Origin of the sequence: Segatella copri (assembly GCF_949820605.1) — a bacterium.
Classification (GTDB): Bacteria; Bacteroidota; Bacteroidia; order Bacteroidales; family Bacteroidaceae; genus Prevotella.
In genome coordinates this window covers 2,464,406-2,480,550 of the sequence record NZ_CATKVU010000006.1, presented here as the reverse complement: position 1 = coordinate 2,480,550, position 16,145 = coordinate 2,464,406, and the positions used below count along the sequence as shown (strand labels likewise).

Here is a 16,145-nt window from a genome sequence, read left to right as displayed (position 1 = left end):
TTATGATACAGACTGAATCAAGACTTACAGTATGTGATAACAGCGGTGCTCGTGAGGCTCTTTGCATTCGAGTTCTCGGTGGTACAGGCCGTCGTTACGCTAGTGTTGGTGACGTTATTGTTGTTGCAGTCAAGAACGTTATCCCATCAAGTGATTTGAAGAAGGGTGCAGTATCAAAGGCTTTGATCGTTCGCACAAAGAAGGAAATTCGTCGTGCAGATGGTTCTTACATCCGTTTCGATGACAACGCTTGTGTATTGCTTAACAATGCAGGTGAGCTTCGTGGTAGCCGTATCTTCGGTCCTGTTGCTCGTGAGCTTCGTGCAGTAAATATGAAAGTCGTTTCTTTAGCACCTGAGGTTCTTTAATATTTAAAAAGTAAGAAGTAATGAGTAAGTTACATATTAAGAAAGACGATACCGTTATCGTTATTGCCGGTGCAGATAAGGGCAAGACTGGTAAGGTGCTTAAGGTCCTCGTTGAGGAGAACCGTGCCATCGTAGAAGGTGTGCACATGGTTTCTAAGAGCACTAAGCCATCTGCTAAGAATCCTCAGGGAGGTATTGTTAAGCAGGAGGCTCCTATTCATATCTCAAATTTGAGTTTGATTGATCCTAAGAGTGGCAAGGCTACTCGTGTTGCTATCAAGCATGAGGGTAAAAACGTTGTTCGCATCGCTAAAAAGTCAGGGGAGGAAATCAAGTAATGGATACAGCACAGTTAAAGAAAGTATATAAGGAGACAATCGCTCCTGCTCTTCAGAAGCAGTTTAACTACTCTTCAGCTATGGAGATTCCAGTATTGAAGAAGATTGTCATCAATCAGGGTCTTGGTGATGCTACTCAGGACAAGAAAATTGTTGATGTAGCAATCAATGAGATTACTGCTATCACCGGTCAGAAGGCTGTTGCTACATATTCTAAAAAGGATATTGCAAACTTCAAGCTTCGTAAGAAGATGCCTATCGGTGTTATGGTTACATTGCGTCGTGAGCGTATGTACGAGTTCTTGGAGAAGCTCGTTCGTGTTTCTCTTCCTCGTATTCGCGACTTCAAGGGTATTGAGAGCAAGTTTGATGGTCGTGGTAACTATACATTAGGTATCACAGAGCAGATTATCTTCCCTGAGATTAATATCGATGAGATTGATCGTATTCAGGGTATGAATATTACCTTCGTTACAACAGCTAAGACTGATGAAGAAGGTTTTGCTCTTTTGAAGGCCTTTGGTCTTCCATTCAAGAACGCAAATAAAGATTAAGAGATATGGCAAAAGAATCAATGAAAGCTCGCGAGGTTAAGCGTGCAAAGCTTGTAGCTCGTTACGCTGAAAAGCGCGAAGCACTGAAAAAGATTATTGCAACTTCTAATGATCCAGCCGAAGCATACGAGGCAGCTCGTAAGCTTCAGGCTATCCCTAAGAATGCAAACCCAATCCGTCTTCACAATCGTTGCAAGATTACTGGTCGTCCAAAGGGTTATATCCGTCAGTTCGGTATTTCTCGTATCCAGTTCCGTGAGATGGCTTCTGCTGGTTTGATTCCTGGTGTAAAGAAGGCTAGCTGGTAATCCTTTCAAAGGTAAGAATATTTTTTTATTTAATATTGTCGGGGTAGTCCCGATTAATTAAACATTTATATTTTATGACAGATCCAATAGCAGATTATCTGACAAGACTCAGAAATGCAATCATGGCTCATCACCGTGTTGTAGAAGTTCCTGCGTCTAACTTGAAGAAAGAGATCACTAAGATCCTCTTCGAGAAAGGTTACATCCTCAATTACAAGTTTGTAGAGGATGGTCCTCAGGGCTCAATTAAGGTTGCCTTGAAGTACAACCCAACTACAAAGCAAAACGCTATCAAGTGTTTGAAGCGCGTGTCAACTCCAGGTTTGCGTAAGTATACCGGTTACAAGGACATGCCAAGAGTTATTAACGGATTAGGTATTGCAATCTTATCTACATCCAAAGGTGTAATGACAGACAAAGAAGCTTCTGATCTTAAGATCGGTGGCGAGGTTCTTTGCTATATTTATTAATTGGAGGCTTTTATATGTCTAGAATAGGAAAATTGCCAATTAGTATCCCTGCAGGTGTTACTGTAAACTATGATGAGACTTCTCATGTTTGTACAGTAAAGGGCCCTAAGGGTGAACTTTCTCAGTGGATTGATCCATCTATCAAGTTTAATAATGCAGATGGTCATATTAGCTTTGAAATCGATGAAAATAGTCCTGTAAATATTAAACAGAAGCAGGCTTTCCACGGTTTGTATCGCTCTCTCGTTAACAACATGGTTGTTGGTGTAAGCGCTGGTTATACAAAGGTTTTGGAATTGGTAGGTGTTGGTTATCGTGTTTCTAACCAGGGTAATATCATTGAGTTTGCTTTGGGTTACACTCACCCTATTTTCATCCAGTTGCCTAAGGAGATTAAGGTTGAGACTAAGTCTGAAAGAAACCAGAACCCAATCTTGACATTGGAGTCTTGCGACAAGCAGTTGTTGGGACTCGTTTGTGCAAAAATTCGTTCTTTCCGCAAGCCTGAGCCTTATAAAGGTAAGGGTATTCTCTTTAAGGGTGAAGTTATTCGCAGAAAGTCTGGTAAGAGTGCTTCAGCTAAGTAATTTTAATTATTTACGATTATGACAACAAAGAAAGTAGAAAGACGAATTAAGATAAAGTTCCGCATTCGTAAGAGTGTTAACGGTACAGCTGAGCGTCCACGTCTTAGTGTATTCCGCTCTAACAAGCAGATTTACGCTCAGGTTATTAACGATTTGACAGGCACTACACTTGCGTCAGCTTCTTCACTCGGTTTGGAGAAGATGCCTAAGCAGGAGCAGGCAACTAAGGTTGGCGAACTCATTGCTGAGAAGGCTAAGGCTGCTGGTGTTGAGGCAGTAGTTTTCGACCGTAACGGTTACCTTTACCATGGTCGTGTAAAGCAGTTGGCTGAAGGTGCTCGTAATGGTGGTCTTAAATTTTAAACGATTATGGCAATGGATAAAGTAAAAATAATTAACGAAGAAGTACTTAAGGATCGCTTGGTTGCTATCAACCGTGTAACTAAGGTTACAAAGGGTGGTCGTACTTTCACATTCGCTGCTATCGTCGTTGTAGGTGACGGTAATGGCGTAATCGGCTACGGTCTTGGTAAGGCAGGTGAGGTTACTGCTGCTATTGCAAAGGGTACTGAAGCTGCTAAGAAGAACTTGGTAAAGGTTCCTGTACTCAAGGGTACTGTTCCTCATGAGGTTGAAACTTCATTTGGTGGTGCTAAGGTTCTTATTAAGCCAGCTGCAGCCGGTACTGGTTTGAAGGCCGGTGGTGCTATGCGTGCAGTACTTGAGAGCGCAGGTATCAAGGATGTCATCGCTAAGTCTAAGGGTTCTTCAAATGCCCATAACCTTGTGAAGGCTACTATCGCAGCTCTTGCAGAGATGCGTGATGCTTATACTGTAGCAGGTGAGCGTGGTATCAGTATGGATAAAGTATTTAACGGTTAATTAGGAAAAATCGAATATGGCAACAATTAAAATCAAGCAGATTAAGAGTAAAATCGGTGCTCCAGTAGATCAGAAGCGTACTCTCGCTTGTCTTGGTCTCCACAAGATTTCTCAGGTTGTTGAGGTAGAGGATACTCCTAGCAACCGTGGTATGATCCGTAAGGTTCATCACCTCGTAAGTATAGTTGATTAATTAATCTTTTTAAATTAGGAACGATTATGAAATTAAATAATTTGAAACCTGCTGCAGGTTCTACCCATTCACGTCGTCGTATTGGTCGTGGTCCAGGTTCTGGTCTCGGTGGTACTTCTACACGTGGTCATAAGGGTGCCAAGGCTCGTTCTGGTTATAAGAGAAAGATTGGTTTCGAAGGTGGTCAGATGCCATTGCAGCGTCGTGTTCCAAAGGCTGGTTTTAAGAATATCAACCATAAGGAGTACTTCGCAGTAAACCTTTCAACTCTTCAGGCTCTTGCTGAAGCAAAGAACCTTACTAAAATCGGTATTGAGGAACTTAAGGCTGCTGGCCTCACAAACGGCAAGGAGCTTGTAAAGGTTCTCGGTAACGGTGAACTTAAAGCAAAATTGGAAGTTGAAGCTAATGCTTTCTCAAAGACTGCCGAAGAAGCAATCAAGGCAGTAGGTGGTAACGCAACTATAATCTAAGTAAATGAAAAAGTTTATTGAGACACTAAAGAACTGTTGGAAGATAGAGGATCTCCGTCAGAGACTCCTCATTACTCTTCTGTTTACGGCTATTTACCGTTTTGGCTCGTTTGTGGTACTTCCAGGTATCAATCCGGGCATGTTGGAAAAACTTCAGTCGCAGACCTCTGGCGGTCTTATGTCGCTATTGGACATGTTCTCTGGTGGTGCATTTTCCAATGCATCTATCTTTGCACTCGGAATTATGCCTTATATCTCAGCTTCAATCGTTATGCAGCTTCTTGCTGTTGCTGTACCTTATTTCCAGAAGATGCAGCGCGAGGGCGAGAGCGGCCGCAAAAAAATACAATGGTATACTAGAGTCCTGACTGTGGCTATTTTGGTCTTTCAGGCTCCTAGTTACCTTTTGAATTTGAAAATGCAGGCTGCCAATGCTCTAGCCACAGGTATTAGTTGGACGGTATTCATGATACCGGCAACAATTATCTTGGCTGCAGGTAGTATGTTTATCCTTTGGTTAGGTGAGCGTATCACTGACAAGGGAGTAGGTAATGGTATCTCTCTTATTATTATGATTGGTATTATCGCCCGTTTGCCACAGGCTTTCGTTCAGGAGATAACCTCTCGTTTGCAGGCAATTTCAGGTGGTGGTCTTATTATGTTTATTGTAGAGATTCTTATCCTTTATGCTGTTGTTTGTGCATCAATTCTTTTGGTGCAAGGCACACGTAAGATTCCTGTTCAGTATGCTAAACGCTTGGTTGGAAATAAGCAATATGGTGGTGCGCGTCAGTACATTCCTTTGAAGCTTTTTGCAGCTAACGTGATGCCTATCATCTTTGCACAAGCTTTAATGTTTATTCCATTGGCAATAGTTCGCTATCAGTCTGAAAATGCTAGTAGTGTTGTTCAGCAGTTGATGGATAATCGTAGCTTGCTATATAATGTTGTCTATGTAATCTTGGTTATTGCATTTACTTATTTATATACAGCTATTACATTGAATCCTACTCAGATGGCTGAGGATATGAAACGTAACAATGGTTTCATTCCTGGTGTAAAACCAGGAAAGGATACAGCTGAGTACATTGATACCGTAATGTCTCGTATTACTTTACCAGGTTCGTTATTTATTGCGTTTATTGCAATTATGCCTGCATTAGCAGGACTTCTCGATGTACAGCAAGCTTTCTCTCAATTCTTTGGAGGTACATCTCTATTGATTTTGATTGGTGTTGTCATTGACACATTACAACAAATCGAGAGTCATTTGCTTATGCGCCACTATGATGGTCTTTTGAATTCAGGCCATACGCGTCAGGGTGGTGTTGCTGCATATTAATCTTTTTCTTTTGAAATGAGAAATTTCTGAAGACAGAAGATGAAATTATTCAGAGTGCAGTTTTACTTCATCTTAAAGTAAAGCTAACTTGAATTTACTATATTATGTGAGACGACTCTCCATTTGGATAGGTAATTCCTCATCCACTTGGAGAGCCTTTTCCCGCTAATATGTCATCTAATTATGATTTTTATCTGATAGTGATGGCACAAAGTTGCTCGAAAAGATAAAGCACAATTTTATCTTCATTCGTAGAAGTTTAACATTAAGAAGGACAAATATTTATATTATGGCAAAACAAGCCGCTATTGAGCAAGATGGAACAATTGTAGAAGCATTGTCAAATGCGATGTTCCGAGTAGAATTAGAGAATGGAGTTGACATCACAGCTCATATCTCTGGTAAGATGAGAATGCATTACATCAAGATTTTACCTGGTGATAAGGTAAAGGTGGAGATGAGTCCATATGACCTTACCAAAGGTAGAATTGTTTTTAGATACAAATAATAATCATATATAAGGTTATGAAGACAAGAGCATCATTAAAGAAGCGTTCAGCTGACTGTAAAATCGTTCGTCGTAAAGGTCGTCTGTTCGTTATCAACAAGAAGAACCCTAAGATGAAATTACGTCAGGGTTAATGTTAAAGTATTGTAAAAGTGCCGTTTTTTCAAAAAATAGTTGTACTTTTGCACCGCTTTAAACGAAAGGTATTAATTTTTTTAATTATTTTTTTAACAATGGCAATAAGAATTGTTGGAGTAGATTTGCCCCAGAATAAGCGTGGCGAAATCGCATTGACCTATATCTATGGTATTGGTCGAAGTAGTTCAGCAAAGATATTGGATAAGGCCGGTGTAAACCGCGACCTGAAGGTTAGCGAGTGGTCTGATGACCAGGCAGCTAAGATCCGTGAAATTATCGGCGCTGAGTTCAAAGTTGAAGGTGATCTTCGTTCAGAGATCCAGATGAACATTAAGCGACTGATGGATATTGGTTGCTATCGTGGAGTTAGACATCGTAATGGTCTTCCAGTTCGCGGTCAGAGCACAAAGAATAATGCTCGTACACGTAAGGGTAAGAAGAAGACTGTTGCTAATAAGAAGAAGGCTACTAAGTAATTCTGAAGGAGGAAATTAATTATGGCAAAGCAAAAAGCAACATCTAAGAAGAGAAATGTACGCGTTGACGCTATCGGTCAGCTTCACGTTCATAGCTCATTCAATAACATTATTGTATCTCTTACTAATAATGAGGGTCAAATCATTTCTTGGTCTTCAGCTGGTAAGATGGGTTTCCGTGGTTCTAAGAAGAATACTCCTTATGCTGCTCAGATGGCTGCTGAGGATTGTGCAAAGGTCGCTTTTGATCTTGGTCTTCGTAAGGTTAAGGCTTATGTTAAGGGTCCAGGTAATGGTCGTGAGTCTGCTATCCGTGCCATTCACGGTGCAGGTATCGAGGTTACAGAAATCGTTGACGTAACTCCATTACCACACAATGGTTGCCGTCCTCCAAAGCGTCGTCGTGTATAACGCTTGAGGTTAGCATTATTAATTAAGATACAAACAATATAGCATTTATATAATATTATGGCTAGATATATAGGTCCGAAATCTAAAATTGCGCGTCGTTTTGGTGAGCCAATCTTCGGCGCTGACAAAGTTTTGTCCAAGAGAAACTTCCCTCCTGGACAGCATGGCAACAACCGTCGTCGTAAGATGTCTGAGTACGGTGTCATGTTGGCAGAGAAGCAGAAAGCTAAGTACACTTATGGTGTATTAGAGCGTCAGTTCCGTAATATGTTTGATAAGGCTGCTAAGGCTGATGGTATTACTGGTGAGGTTCTTCTTCAGAATCTCGAGTGCCGTCTTGATAACGTTGTTTTCCGTCTTGGTATCGCTCCAACACGTGCTGCTGCGCGTCAGTTGGTTGGTCACAAGCACATCGTTGTTGATGGTAAGGTAGTTAATATCCCTTCATTCGCAGTTAAGCCTGGTATGGTTGTTGGTGTTCGTGAGAAGTCTAAGTCTCTCGAGGTTATCGAAGCAGCTCTTGCAGGTTTCAATCATAGCAAGTACCCATGGATTGAGTGGGACGATAATTCAAAGAGCGGTAAGTTCTTGCACAAGCCAGAGCGTGCCGACATTCCAGAGAATATTAAGGAGCAGTTAATCGTTGAGTTGTACTCTAAATAAATCATTACATTAATGGCGATATTAGCATTTCAAAAACCTGATAAAGTAGTAATGTTAGAGGCTGATAACCAGTTCGGAAAGTTTGAATTCCGTCCTTTGGAGCCTGGCTTCGGTGTTACCATTGGTAACGCTTTGCGCCGCATTCTCCTTTCATCATTGGAGGGTTATGCTGTTAACACTATACGCATTGCGGGTGTTGAGCATGAGTTCTCTTCAGTTCCTGGTGTAAAGGAAGATGTTACTAACATTATCTTGAATCTCAAACAAGTTCGATTCAAGCAAGTAGTAGAAGAATTCGAGAATGAGAAAGTTAGTATCACCGTTGAGAATTCTACAGAATTCAAAGCAGGTGATATCGGTAAGTATCTGACTGGATTTGAAGTGTTAAACCCTGATTTGGTGATTTGTCATTTAGATGCCAAAGCTTCGATGCAGATCGATTTGACTATTAATAAGGGACGTGGTTATGTTCCTGCTGATGAGAATCGTCAATTCTGCACTGACGTTAACGTTCTCCCAATCGATTCCATCTACACCCCTATTCGTAATGTAAAGTACGCTGTAGAACCATATCGTGTTGAGCAAAAGACCGACTATGATAAGCTCGTACTTGAAGTTACAACAGATGGTTCCATTAGTCCAAAGGATGCACTGAAAGAGGCTGCGAAGATTCTTATTTATCACTTCATGCTCTTCTCTGATGAGAAGATTACTCTTGAGACTCAGGATCAGGAGAGCAATCAGGAGTTTGATGAAGAGGTTCTTCATATGCGCCAGTTGCTTAAGACTCGTCTCGTAGACATGAATCTTAGTGTTCGTGCCCTCAACTGCTTGAAGGCAGCTGATGTTGAGACTCTTGGTGATTTGGTTCAGTTTAACAAGACTGACCTCTTGAAGTTCCGCAACTTTGGTAAGAAATCGCTCTCAGAGCTTGATGATTTGCTCGAGAGTCTGAATCTATCTTTTGGAACTGATATTTCAAAGTATAAATTAGACAAGGAATCTTAAAGGTTCGTAGTCCAAAAAGCAAAAACAAAAAATGAGACATAATAAGAAATTCAACCATTTAGGTCGTACTGCTTCTCATCGTAACGCGATGTTGGCTAACATGGCTTCATCACTTATCTTGAGCGAGCACAAAAGAATCACTACGACCCTCGCAAAGGCAAAGGCTCTTAAGAAGTATGTTGAGCCATTGATTACTCGTTCTAAGAACGATACAACAACTTCACGTCGTGTAGTTTTCCGTTATCTTCAGGATAAGTATGCTGTTAAGGCTCTCTTCGGTGAGGTAGCTGAGAAGGTAGCTAACCGTCCAGGTGGTTACACTCGTATAATCAAGTTGGGTACCCGTCAGGGTGATGCAGCTGAGATTGCTTTCATCGAGCTCGTTGACTTTGATGAGAATATGGCTAAGACTCTGAAGGCTGCTGCTAAGAAGACTCGTCGTAGTCGTAAGGCAACAAAGGCTGAAGAGGCTCCTGTAGCTGAGACTGAGGCTCCTGCAACTGAGGAGGCTCCAAAGGCTGAATAATTTTCAATCATCTCAGATAAATTTAGCGTCCTTGTCTTGACAAGGGCGCTTTTTTTGTCCCTTTTTCAAAACTATCTGCTCTTTTAGGTTTTTTCCTAATCATTATTAGGGATTTTTTTGCTTTTGTTCTTTTAGTTCTTTGTATCTTTGCAGCAGAAAGTGTGTCCTGAGACAGAATGAAGTCTGATATTGGTTATATTTGATAGACTTCTGTCGTAACTTCTAAAGAGATGGTGGCAGACCCACCGCATTCGGCATGCAGGTGCTGATTGCAAACCACTTTGTGCTGCTCTGATGGAAACAGAAGGGTAGTGAACGACAATTGAAAGCCTTCCGTAAGGTTGGCAAGGTATGTGTCAAGGAGATGAACGCAAGTGAACCATTGATGAAGCATCGTTACCAAAGTTAGCAAGTCACATCAGAACCAAGGTCTTTTCTGTATCTTGGGATAATGGCAGAGGGAACCTGTTTACTGTCTGCTGGGTGTGCGGTGTAAAGGTGGCATGAACTTGACATGGGCTCTTTAGAGGAACAGGAGAAATAGACATGGAATGCTAAGGGAAAATGCCGAGAGCCGTGACACGCAAGGCAGAAAGTACCGATGTCCATGTCTGTGGCGGACTACCTCGTAGTAGTGTTGAAGTCTCTGTAATGGGGATGGAGTGAAGGGGGTAGCGTGCTTAGCCAAATTTAAAGTCCAACTTAAGAAATTGAGGATGAAACAATGAACGAGGCAAAACCTTTTGTAATAGACAAGCGATTGGTGTGGGAAGCTTACCACAAGGTGAAGGAAAACAAGGGTAGTGCGGGTATCGATAAGGTTGACCAAAAGACATTTGATAAAGAAATGTCCAAGAACCTTTATAAGATATGGAATCGCATGAGTTCCGGTTGCTACTTTCCCAAAGCGGTGAAGCTGGTAGAAATACCAAAATCCAATGGGGGTACTCGCCCTTTGGGCATACCAACGATTGAAGATAGAATAGCGCAGCAGGTAGTAGTATCAGTACTGACTCCTATTCTCGAACCTATCTTCAAGGAAGATTCCTACGGCTATCGTCCAGGTAAGGGAGCGCACCAAGCCATAGCCAAGGCTAAGGAGCGCTGCTATGTGAACCCCTGGGTGCTTGATATGGACATCAGTAAGTTCTTTGACACAATCAATCATGAATTGTTGATGAAGGCTATCCGCAAGCATGCAGAGGAGAAATGGGTACTTCTATACATTGAGCGGTGGCTCAAGGTTCCCTATCAGACATCGAAAGGTGAAGTGATAGAGCGAACGATGGGAGTTCCCCAAGGTTCTGTGATAGGTCCGGTTTTGGCAAACTTGTTCCTTCATTACGTCTTTGACGAATGGATGTCGCGTAACTATCCAACGATTCCGTTTGAGCGTTATGCTGATGACACCATCTGCCACTGCGTATCGGAGAAGCAAGCCCAGTTCTTGAAAGCTGTTCTAATGAAACGCTTTGAAGAATGTGGATTGAAACTGAATGAGGAGAAGACAAAGATAGTCTATTGTAAGGATAGTAATCGAAGAGGTGACTCGGAGCATACTTCCTTTGACTTTCTAGGCTTTACCTTCAGACCTAGAGGTGCAAGAAACAGAAAGACGGGTCAAAATTTTACTGCTTTTCTTCCTGCAATAAGCAAGAAGTCGATGAAGAGGATTAAAGAAGCTGTAAGGGCTTGGAATCTGAATCGTAAGACTTTTGTTTGCCTGCTAGACATAAGCAATGAGGTTGATACGCAGATTAGTGGATGGATGAACTACTATATGAAGTTTGGTAGGTCTGAGTTCCGTAAGGTGTTGAATTACATTAATGAGCGACTAACCCGATGGGTGATGCGTAAGTATAAGCGCTTCTCCAAGGGTAAGAAGTTTAGTAGAGCGTATGAATGGCTTGTAGAGCATGCGGTACATAACAGAAATGAGTTTTCACACTGGGCGAAGGGCTTTGTACCCTATCCACGTCTAGGTTAATAAAGAATATTAATTAATAAACAAAAGAGTTAAGTACGAAGAGCCGTGTGATGGGAGACTGTCAAGCACGGTTCCGAGAGAAGGGAGGGTGAAATTCCCTCCACTTACTCGACTATAAAGCTTAATGAAGATGAAAAAGATTATGCTTTTTGTAGCTTGCTCTTCTTTGTTGTTGAGTAGCTGCGATACTTATACGGGAGGTGGTGCTTATGCTGGTGCCACATTTGGTTCTATTCTTGGTTCTGCTATTGGTGGCTTGTCTGGTGGTCCTAGAGATTCAGATATGGGTACTATTATCGGCATGGCTGGCGGTGCTGCAGTTGGTGCGGCAATTGGTAGTCAGGCTGACCCGAAATCCCAGCAGCAAAGAGAATCTGTTTATCGAGATAGATCACACCTTGATCCTCATTCTTATCAGGATGGAGTTTACCAGCAATCTTTACCAGTTTATTCCAATGACGAAATCTTTGATTCAACTAATTCTGGTGATGATAGGATTTATGATGAAGAACTGGGGCAGAATTATGCTTATTCATCATCTTTGGAAATAATGAATGCTCTTTTTGTTGATTCAAATGAGGACAATACTTTGAATCGGAATGAAACAGCCAAGGTTATTTTTGAAATCCGAAATAACGGAGCTCACACGTTGTATGATGTACTTCCAACCATTATTGAGACTACCGGCAATAAGCATATTTTCATATCTCCAAGTATTCATGTAGAAAGTATTGCTCCTGGCCAAGTGATTCGTTATACAGCAATGGTCAAGGCTGATAACCATTTGACGAATGGTACTGCTTGTATCTGTGTTTCAGTTATACAAGGCGGTAAGACGATTTCTAAGGTTAATCAGTTTGATATTCCGACAACCTCCAGATAAGATTCCGGTAATATAATGAATTTGTATGATATTATCTTATTTTAGGATTCTGTTATATATACAAAGGTAAAGAGGGTGTGTCATAAGTCTGTGACGCACCCCTTTTTATTTTTTGCCTTTTCACAGATACGAAATCTTTAAAAAACATTTTTATTTACAACAAAGCCCAAACTTTCACAAGCTCGGGCTTTGCCTTTCCGCAAAAGATTTGTATCTTTGCAGAAAACTTCTTTAAGTATGGCAAAGATACAAATAAAATCTGAAACTCGGCACGAATTGAGCTTTTTTCCTAACTCTTTCGATGATTATGTGCCAAAAGACAGCAAAGTTCGTATGGTGGATCGTATTGTTCGCAGTATGGACATCAACCCTCTCATGGATACCTATGATGGGATTGGTGCTCCTCCTTACAGTCCGAAGATGCTTCTAAGTTTAGTTGTTTTTGCCTATATCAATGGCATTTATTCCTGTCGTGGCATAGCGGACGCACTTAAATACGATGTTCGCTATATGTGGATTTGTGGAGGTAAGCAATTATCTTTCGCAACAATCAACCGCTTTAGATCCAATCATATGATTAAATGCATCGACTTTTATTTTGATGCAGTCGTCTCCATATTGGTTGAAAAGGGCGTGATTAGTCTGGAGGAACAATATGTTGATGGTACTAAGATAGAGTCGAAAGCAAACAAGTACACGTTTGTATGGAAGAAGACCGTGGAAAAGAACAGGGCTAAGCTCTTGGAAAAGACCTCTGCTGCATTGGCTCAGATAAAAGAACAAATTCGCCTGAATGGCGGGAGTGACATTAGGGAAGAAGACAGCGAGCCAGCCACTTTCGCCAAGGATGTAGAGAGAAGTGCACGTTTGTGTGAGAGGCAAGTGAAGAACCTTCCTAAGGCAAAGCTTACAGGAAGAGAGAAGCAAAAGCTAAATACTCAGATAGATCACTTGTTCAAAGCCTCGGACAAACTGCGCGAGTATGAAAAATCACTGGATATACTGGGCGAGAGAAACAGTTACTCCAAGACTGATCCCGATGCGACCTTCATGCGCCTCAAGGAAGATGCCATGAACAATGGGCAGACAAAGCCTGCCTATAACCTTCAAATTGCGACAGAGAATCAATATTGGACGAATTTCGCCCTTTATCCCAATCCAACAGACACCCTGACCTTCAAGCCTTTTTTGGATAAGTACAAGAAAAGATATGGAAAGCAATCCAAGAGCGTCACCGCAGACTCAGGGTATGGCTCGGAGGAGAACTACGAGTACCTAGAGATGGAAGAGATGATGGGTTATGTAAAGTACAACTGGTTTCACAAGGAACAGCATAAGCCTTTCAAGGAGGATGCCTTCAACCAAGCGAACTTCTACTACAACAGGGATGATGACTATTATGTCTGCCCCATGGGACAACACATGGAACCTTGTGGACAACGGCAAACGAAAAGTGTCTCCGGCTATGTGTCTGTCATTACATTATATAGAGCACAACGATGTGATGGATGTCCGCTTGGAAGTCTCTGCAAGAAATCCAAAGGCAACAGAACCATATATGTCAACCATAAACTGAATGCATATAAAAAGGAAGCCTTCCTGCTACTAACGTCTGAAGAGGGCTTGAAACACAGAAGCCAGCGACCGATAGAGCCGGAAGCTGTATTTGGGCAGATGAAGGCAGATATGCATTATAAGCGATTCAGGCATTTTGGAATGGACAAGGTTTACATGGATCTAGGATTGTTCGGAATGGGATTCAATTTGAAGAAATATTTGGGTATAAAACGATAAAACTCAATTTTGTTTTTTTTATCGTCAGGGATAACTATGCCCTTTTGTGAGCTTTGGGGCTGTTTTGTTATCGATAAAACAAGTAAAGTAAAGTTTCTATACAATATAATAAGATTCCCTTTGTGAAGAAAGACTACGATTCAACTAGAATATATAGAAACACACACAAAGAGAGTGTAAACTAAACTGTGTCAAGCTACAATAAAAGTAGTTTAACACAGTTTTTATATTATGGACAACTTAGAAATTGATTACAAGAAAGCAGCTCAGCAGTTGCGTAGTGGTGAAGCCTTATTTGGCAAGGACGGAGCATTAGCTCCATTGTTAGAGCGTATTCTCAACTCAGCTCTCGAAGGTGAGATGGACGCTCATTTAAGTGAAGAGGAACGCTCTTCCGGCAACCGTCGTAATGGTAAGATGAGTAAGAAGGTTCAAACAAAATATGGTGAGGTCACTATAGAGACTCCTCGTGACCGAGACGGAACTTTCCAACCTGAGACCGTAAAGAAGCGTGAGACTATTCTTGCCAATGGCATGGCAGACCAGATTATTGAGATGTACGCCATGGGCACCAGCACACGTGACATCAGCAGCTACTTTGAGCGTGAGTTCAACACAACTCTATCAGCCGATACAATCAGCTCTATAACAGACCGTGTATTACCCGAAATCACCGCCTGGAAGTCTCGCATGCTCGATCCTGTATATGCCATTTGCTGGCTTGATGCTATCCATTATAAGGTAAAGGATGAGAATGGCAGAGCTGTCACACGAGCCATTTACAACATTCTTGGTATCAACAAGGAAGGCCAAAAAGAACTGTTAGGTATGTATGTGTCTAAGAGTGAAGGAGCTAACTTCTGGCTAGAAGTTCTTACGGATCTTCAGAACCGTGGTGTTCGAGACATCTTGATTTGTTGTATTGATGGTCTCAAAGGCTTCCCGGATGCCATCCAAAGCGTATTTCCTGAGAGTTCTGTGCAGCTCTGTATTGTCCATCAGATACGCAATTCTATCAAGTATGTTGGCAGTAAGCATCAAAAGGAGTTTATCAAGGATTTAAGAACAGTATATGGTGCAGTAAACAAAGACTCCGCTGCTGCTAATTTAGACCTGTTAGAGTCTAAGTGGGGAGAGATGTACCCAATTGTCATCAAGTCATGGCGTGACAATTGGGAACGTCTGACAGAGTATTTCCAATATACTCCAACCATCCGTAAACTCATTTATACGACCAATACGGTTGAGGGGTATCACAGACAGGTAAGAAAGGTCACAAAGACTAAAGGGGTCTTTCCTACGGATAATTCTTTGGAGAAGCTTGTGTACTTAGCTTACCGCAACATCCGTAAGAAATGGACTATGCCACTGGCAAATTGGGGACAAATTTCTCAACAAATGGCAATAAAATTTGGAGATAGATTTAAAATTATGTAACTTTGCAGCCGAAAAGGCTTCCCTGCTGGGGGCATGCCCCCAGCAGGGAGTGGGAATGAAAGTTAAGAACAAGCCTTGACACAGTTTAAATTACACCCCCCACACAAAAAAAAGGTGCGCCATAGACTTATGACACACCCTCTTTACTTTTTGTCTTATCTGTATTGTGCTTTTTTAGATCAGCCTTTGTCACCTCTTTGCTTTTATGGTGCTCTGTTTTATTTATTTCCTTTGAAGTAATTTTATTGGTTTCTTTTTTACTGCTGTGATGATTTTCCTTATTCCTGTCAGTAGTTCCCCACTTGTTTGGAAATTCATATTCCGTTTCAGCCACTTCAAAATCAACCTTAGGCAATTTTGTGTCCTCTGGTTTGTAAGGAATCGGGTTTTCCACCATTTCAACTTTTACAGACGCTACGCCTTGTGAAATCATACCAATTTCTTTTGCAGCCTTCCATGATAGGTCAATGATTCTACCTCTTCCAAACGGACCTCTGTCGATGACTTTTACGATAGTACTCTTGCCATTGCTAAGGTTTGTAACCTTGAGGTGCGTTCCGAAGGGATAAAACCGATGTGCGCATGTTAAACTATCATGATGTATTCTCTGCCCGCTTGCAGAGCGGGCACCTGTTGCTCTTTTAGAGTAATATGAAGCCTTGCCGTGCTGGTGCTTTTGTCCGTAGCATGGAACCAGGCTGAATATAGCCAAGATGGCTGTGATGAAAGTTTTTGTAACCATATCTTCATATTTTATGGCACAAATATAAAAAAAAATGCTGAAAGATGCAAGTAAATC

General features: G+C 41.5%; 23 protein-coding genes. 22 read left to right on the top strand and 1 reads right to left on the bottom strand.

Annotated features, from left to right (window positions below; all coding sequences use genetic code 11):
- The first annotated feature begins 2 nt into the window (after nucleotides 1-2).
- From rplN to RCO84_RS11305, 22 genes are all read left to right on the top strand, one after another.
- Nucleotides 3-368: a 50S ribosomal protein L14 gene (gene rplN / locus RCO84_RS11410; protein WP_006848826.1), complete on the top strand. Its 366-nt coding sequence runs from the start codon at nucleotides 3-5 to the stop codon at nucleotides 366-368.
- Between the two features lie 20 nt (nucleotides 369-388).
- Nucleotides 389-706 (top strand): 50S ribosomal protein L24, encoded by a 318-nt coding sequence (gene rplX, locus RCO84_RS11405; RefSeq protein ID WP_006848825.1) that lies wholly within the window; start codon nucleotides 389-391, stop codon nucleotides 704-706.
- Nucleotides 706-1,260 (top strand): 50S ribosomal protein L5, encoded by a 555-nt coding sequence (rplE, locus tag RCO84_RS11400; protein WP_022122149.1) that lies wholly within the window; start codon nucleotides 706-708, stop codon nucleotides 1,258-1,260. Before rplX ends, rplE begins: the two co-directional genes overlap by 1 nt.
- Before the next feature lie 5 nt (nucleotides 1,261-1,265).
- Nucleotides 1,266-1,568 (top strand): 30S ribosomal protein S14, encoded by a 303-nt coding sequence (gene rpsN / locus RCO84_RS11395; RefSeq protein ID WP_006848823.1) that lies wholly within the window; start codon nucleotides 1,266-1,268, stop codon nucleotides 1,566-1,568.
- 74 nt (nucleotides 1,569-1,642) lie between these two features.
- Complete coding sequence (gene rpsH, locus RCO84_RS11390; RefSeq protein ID WP_006848822.1) at nucleotides 1,643-2,038, top strand: 30S ribosomal protein S8; 396 nt, start codon at nucleotides 1,643-1,645, stop codon at nucleotides 2,036-2,038.
- A gap of 14 nt (nucleotides 2,039-2,052) precedes the next feature.
- On the top strand, nucleotides 2,053-2,625 hold the full coding sequence (gene rplF, locus RCO84_RS11385) for a 50S ribosomal protein L6 (protein WP_264902335.1): 573 nt from the start codon (nucleotides 2,053-2,055) through the stop codon (nucleotides 2,623-2,625).
- An 18-nt stretch (nucleotides 2,626-2,643) separates the two neighbouring features.
- Nucleotides 2,644-2,988, top strand: a complete 345-nt coding sequence (gene rplR, locus RCO84_RS11380) for a 50S ribosomal protein L18 (protein ID WP_022122151.1) — start codon at nucleotides 2,644-2,646, stop codon at nucleotides 2,986-2,988.
- A 6-nt stretch (nucleotides 2,989-2,994) separates the two neighbouring features.
- The gene (rpsE, locus tag RCO84_RS11375; protein ID WP_317585142.1) at nucleotides 2,995-3,507 is read left to right on the top strand and encodes a 30S ribosomal protein S5; all 513 of its coding nucleotides are present in this window, start codon (nucleotides 2,995-2,997) and stop codon (nucleotides 3,505-3,507) included.
- 16 nt (nucleotides 3,508-3,523) lie between these two features.
- Nucleotides 3,524-3,700 carry a 50S ribosomal protein L30 gene (gene rpmD, locus RCO84_RS11370; RefSeq protein WP_317576233.1) on the top strand — a complete coding sequence of 59 codons (177 nt, stop codon included), beginning with the start codon at nucleotides 3,524-3,526 and terminating at the stop codon, nucleotides 3,698-3,700.
- A 26-nt stretch (nucleotides 3,701-3,726) separates the two neighbouring features.
- Complete coding sequence (gene rplO / locus RCO84_RS11365; protein ID WP_006848817.1) at nucleotides 3,727-4,173, top strand: 50S ribosomal protein L15; 447 nt, start codon at nucleotides 3,727-3,729, stop codon at nucleotides 4,171-4,173.
- 4 nt (nucleotides 4,174-4,177) lie between these two features.
- On the top strand, nucleotides 4,178-5,515 hold the full coding sequence (gene secY / locus RCO84_RS11360) for a preprotein translocase subunit SecY (RefSeq protein ID WP_144152563.1): 1,338 nt from the start codon (nucleotides 4,178-4,180) through the stop codon (nucleotides 5,513-5,515).
- 289 nt (nucleotides 5,516-5,804) lie between these two features.
- The gene (gene infA / locus RCO84_RS11355; RefSeq protein WP_006848815.1) at nucleotides 5,805-6,023 is read left to right on the top strand and encodes a translation initiation factor IF-1; all 219 of its coding nucleotides are present in this window, start codon (nucleotides 5,805-5,807) and stop codon (nucleotides 6,021-6,023) included.
- 17 nt (nucleotides 6,024-6,040) lie between these two features.
- Nucleotides 6,041-6,157 carry a 50S ribosomal protein L36 gene (rpmJ, locus tag RCO84_RS11350; RefSeq protein ID WP_006848814.1) on the top strand — a complete coding sequence of 39 codons (117 nt, stop codon included), beginning with the start codon at nucleotides 6,041-6,043 and terminating at the stop codon, nucleotides 6,155-6,157.
- 99 nt (nucleotides 6,158-6,256) lie between these two features.
- Nucleotides 6,257-6,637 (top strand): 30S ribosomal protein S13, encoded by a 381-nt coding sequence (gene rpsM / locus RCO84_RS11345; protein ID WP_006848813.1) that lies wholly within the window; start codon nucleotides 6,257-6,259, stop codon nucleotides 6,635-6,637.
- Nucleotides 6,638-6,658: 21 nt separating this feature from the next.
- On the top strand, nucleotides 6,659-7,048 hold the full coding sequence (gene rpsK / locus RCO84_RS11340; RefSeq protein ID WP_144152565.1) for a 30S ribosomal protein S11: 390 nt from the start codon (nucleotides 6,659-6,661) through the stop codon (nucleotides 7,046-7,048).
- A gap of 57 nt (nucleotides 7,049-7,105) precedes the next feature.
- The gene (rpsD, locus tag RCO84_RS11335; protein WP_006848811.1) at nucleotides 7,106-7,711 is read left to right on the top strand and encodes a 30S ribosomal protein S4; all 606 of its coding nucleotides are present in this window, start codon (nucleotides 7,106-7,108) and stop codon (nucleotides 7,709-7,711) included.
- A gap of 12 nt (nucleotides 7,712-7,723) precedes the next feature.
- Nucleotides 7,724-8,719, top strand: a complete 996-nt coding sequence (locus RCO84_RS11330; RefSeq protein WP_118152793.1) for a DNA-directed RNA polymerase subunit alpha — start codon at nucleotides 7,724-7,726, stop codon at nucleotides 8,717-8,719.
- 31 nt (nucleotides 8,720-8,750) lie between these two features.
- Nucleotides 8,751-9,245, top strand: a complete 495-nt coding sequence (gene rplQ, locus RCO84_RS11325) for a 50S ribosomal protein L17 (RefSeq protein WP_144152567.1) — start codon at nucleotides 8,751-8,753, stop codon at nucleotides 9,243-9,245.
- 724 nt (nucleotides 9,246-9,969) lie between these two features.
- Complete coding sequence (gene ltrA, locus RCO84_RS11320; RefSeq protein WP_144151270.1) at nucleotides 9,970-11,232, top strand: group II intron reverse transcriptase/maturase; 1,263 nt, start codon at nucleotides 9,970-9,972, stop codon at nucleotides 11,230-11,232.
- A 130-nt stretch (nucleotides 11,233-11,362) separates the two neighbouring features.
- Nucleotides 11,363-12,115 (top strand): hypothetical protein, encoded by a 753-nt coding sequence (locus tag RCO84_RS11315; protein ID WP_317585140.1) that lies wholly within the window; start codon nucleotides 11,363-11,365, stop codon nucleotides 12,113-12,115.
- 237 nt (nucleotides 12,116-12,352) lie between these two features.
- On the top strand, nucleotides 12,353-13,909 hold the full coding sequence (locus RCO84_RS11310; RefSeq protein WP_317585138.1) for an IS1182 family transposase: 1,557 nt from the start codon (nucleotides 12,353-12,355) through the stop codon (nucleotides 13,907-13,909).
- A gap of 231 nt (nucleotides 13,910-14,140) precedes the next feature.
- The gene (locus RCO84_RS11305) at nucleotides 14,141-15,346 is read left to right on the top strand and encodes an IS256 family transposase (protein ID WP_317584557.1); all 1,206 of its coding nucleotides are present in this window, start codon (nucleotides 14,141-14,143) and stop codon (nucleotides 15,344-15,346) included.
- 127 nt (nucleotides 15,347-15,473) lie between these two features.
- Here the strand turns inward: RCO84_RS11305 and RCO84_RS11300 are convergent, their stop codons facing one another.
- On the bottom strand, nucleotides 15,474-16,088 hold the full coding sequence (locus tag RCO84_RS11300; RefSeq protein WP_317585136.1) for a septal ring lytic transglycosylase RlpA family protein: 615 nt from the start codon (nucleotides 16,086-16,088) through the stop codon (nucleotides 15,474-15,476).
- Between the last annotated feature and the right edge of the window lie 57 nt (nucleotides 16,089-16,145).

What these genes read in the sequence shown, in the direction of transcription:
- rplR (WP_022122151.1), top strand. Translation starts at nt 2,644, where the DNA reads ATGACAACAAAGAAAGTAGAAAGACGAATTAAGATAAAGTTCCGCATT.
- rpsN (WP_006848823.1), top strand. Translation starts at nt 1,266, where the DNA reads ATGGCAAAAGAATCAATGAAAGCTCGCGAGGTTAAGCGTGCAAAGCTT.
- RCO84_RS11305 (WP_317584557.1), top strand. Translation starts at nt 14,141, where the DNA reads ATGGACAACTTAGAAATTGATTACAAGAAAGCAGCTCAGCAGTTGCGT.
- infA (WP_006848815.1), top strand. Translation starts at nt 5,805, where the DNA reads ATGGCAAAACAAGCCGCTATTGAGCAAGATGGAACAATTGTAGAAGCA.
- rpmD (WP_317576233.1), top strand. Translation starts at nt 3,524, where the DNA reads ATGGCAACAATTAAAATCAAGCAGATTAAGAGTAAAATCGGTGCTCCA.
- rplQ (WP_144152567.1), top strand. Translation starts at nt 8,751, where the DNA reads ATGAGACATAATAAGAAATTCAACCATTTAGGTCGTACTGCTTCTCAT.
- secY (WP_144152563.1), top strand. Translation starts at nt 4,178, where the DNA reads ATGAAAAAGTTTATTGAGACACTAAAGAACTGTTGGAAGATAGAGGAT.
- RCO84_RS11330 (WP_118152793.1), top strand. Translation starts at nt 7,724, where the DNA reads ATGGCGATATTAGCATTTCAAAAACCTGATAAAGTAGTAATGTTAGAG.
- rpsH (WP_006848822.1), top strand. Translation starts at nt 1,643, where the DNA reads ATGACAGATCCAATAGCAGATTATCTGACAAGACTCAGAAATGCAATC.
- rpsM (WP_006848813.1), top strand. Translation starts at nt 6,257, where the DNA reads ATGGCAATAAGAATTGTTGGAGTAGATTTGCCCCAGAATAAGCGTGGC.
- rplF (WP_264902335.1), top strand. Translation starts at nt 2,053, where the DNA reads ATGTCTAGAATAGGAAAATTGCCAATTAGTATCCCTGCAGGTGTTACT.
- rpsK (WP_144152565.1), top strand. Translation starts at nt 6,659, where the DNA reads ATGGCAAAGCAAAAAGCAACATCTAAGAAGAGAAATGTACGCGTTGAC.
- rplN (WP_006848826.1), top strand. Translation starts at nt 3, where the DNA reads ATGATACAGACTGAATCAAGACTTACAGTATGTGATAACAGCGGTGCT.
- rpsE (WP_317585142.1), top strand. Translation starts at nt 2,995, where the DNA reads ATGGCAATGGATAAAGTAAAAATAATTAACGAAGAAGTACTTAAGGAT.
- ltrA (WP_144151270.1), top strand. Translation starts at nt 9,970, where the DNA reads ATGAACGAGGCAAAACCTTTTGTAATAGACAAGCGATTGGTGTGGGAA.
- rpmJ (WP_006848814.1), top strand. Translation starts at nt 6,041, where the DNA reads ATGAAGACAAGAGCATCATTAAAGAAGCGTTCAGCTGACTGTAAAATC.
- rplO (WP_006848817.1), top strand. Translation starts at nt 3,727, where the DNA reads ATGAAATTAAATAATTTGAAACCTGCTGCAGGTTCTACCCATTCACGT.
- RCO84_RS11310 (WP_317585138.1), top strand. Translation starts at nt 12,353, where the DNA reads ATGGCAAAGATACAAATAAAATCTGAAACTCGGCACGAATTGAGCTTT.
- RCO84_RS11300 (WP_317585136.1), bottom strand. Translation starts at nt 16,088, where the DNA reads ATGGTTACAAAAACTTTCATCACAGCCATCTTGGCTATATTCAGCCTG.
- RCO84_RS11315 (WP_317585140.1), top strand. Translation starts at nt 11,363, where the DNA reads ATGAAAAAGATTATGCTTTTTGTAGCTTGCTCTTCTTTGTTGTTGAGT.
- rplX (WP_006848825.1), top strand. Translation starts at nt 389, where the DNA reads ATGAGTAAGTTACATATTAAGAAAGACGATACCGTTATCGTTATTGCC.
- rplE (WP_022122149.1), top strand. Translation starts at nt 706, where the DNA reads ATGGATACAGCACAGTTAAAGAAAGTATATAAGGAGACAATCGCTCCT.
- rpsD (WP_006848811.1), top strand. Translation starts at nt 7,106, where the DNA reads ATGGCTAGATATATAGGTCCGAAATCTAAAATTGCGCGTCGTTTTGGT.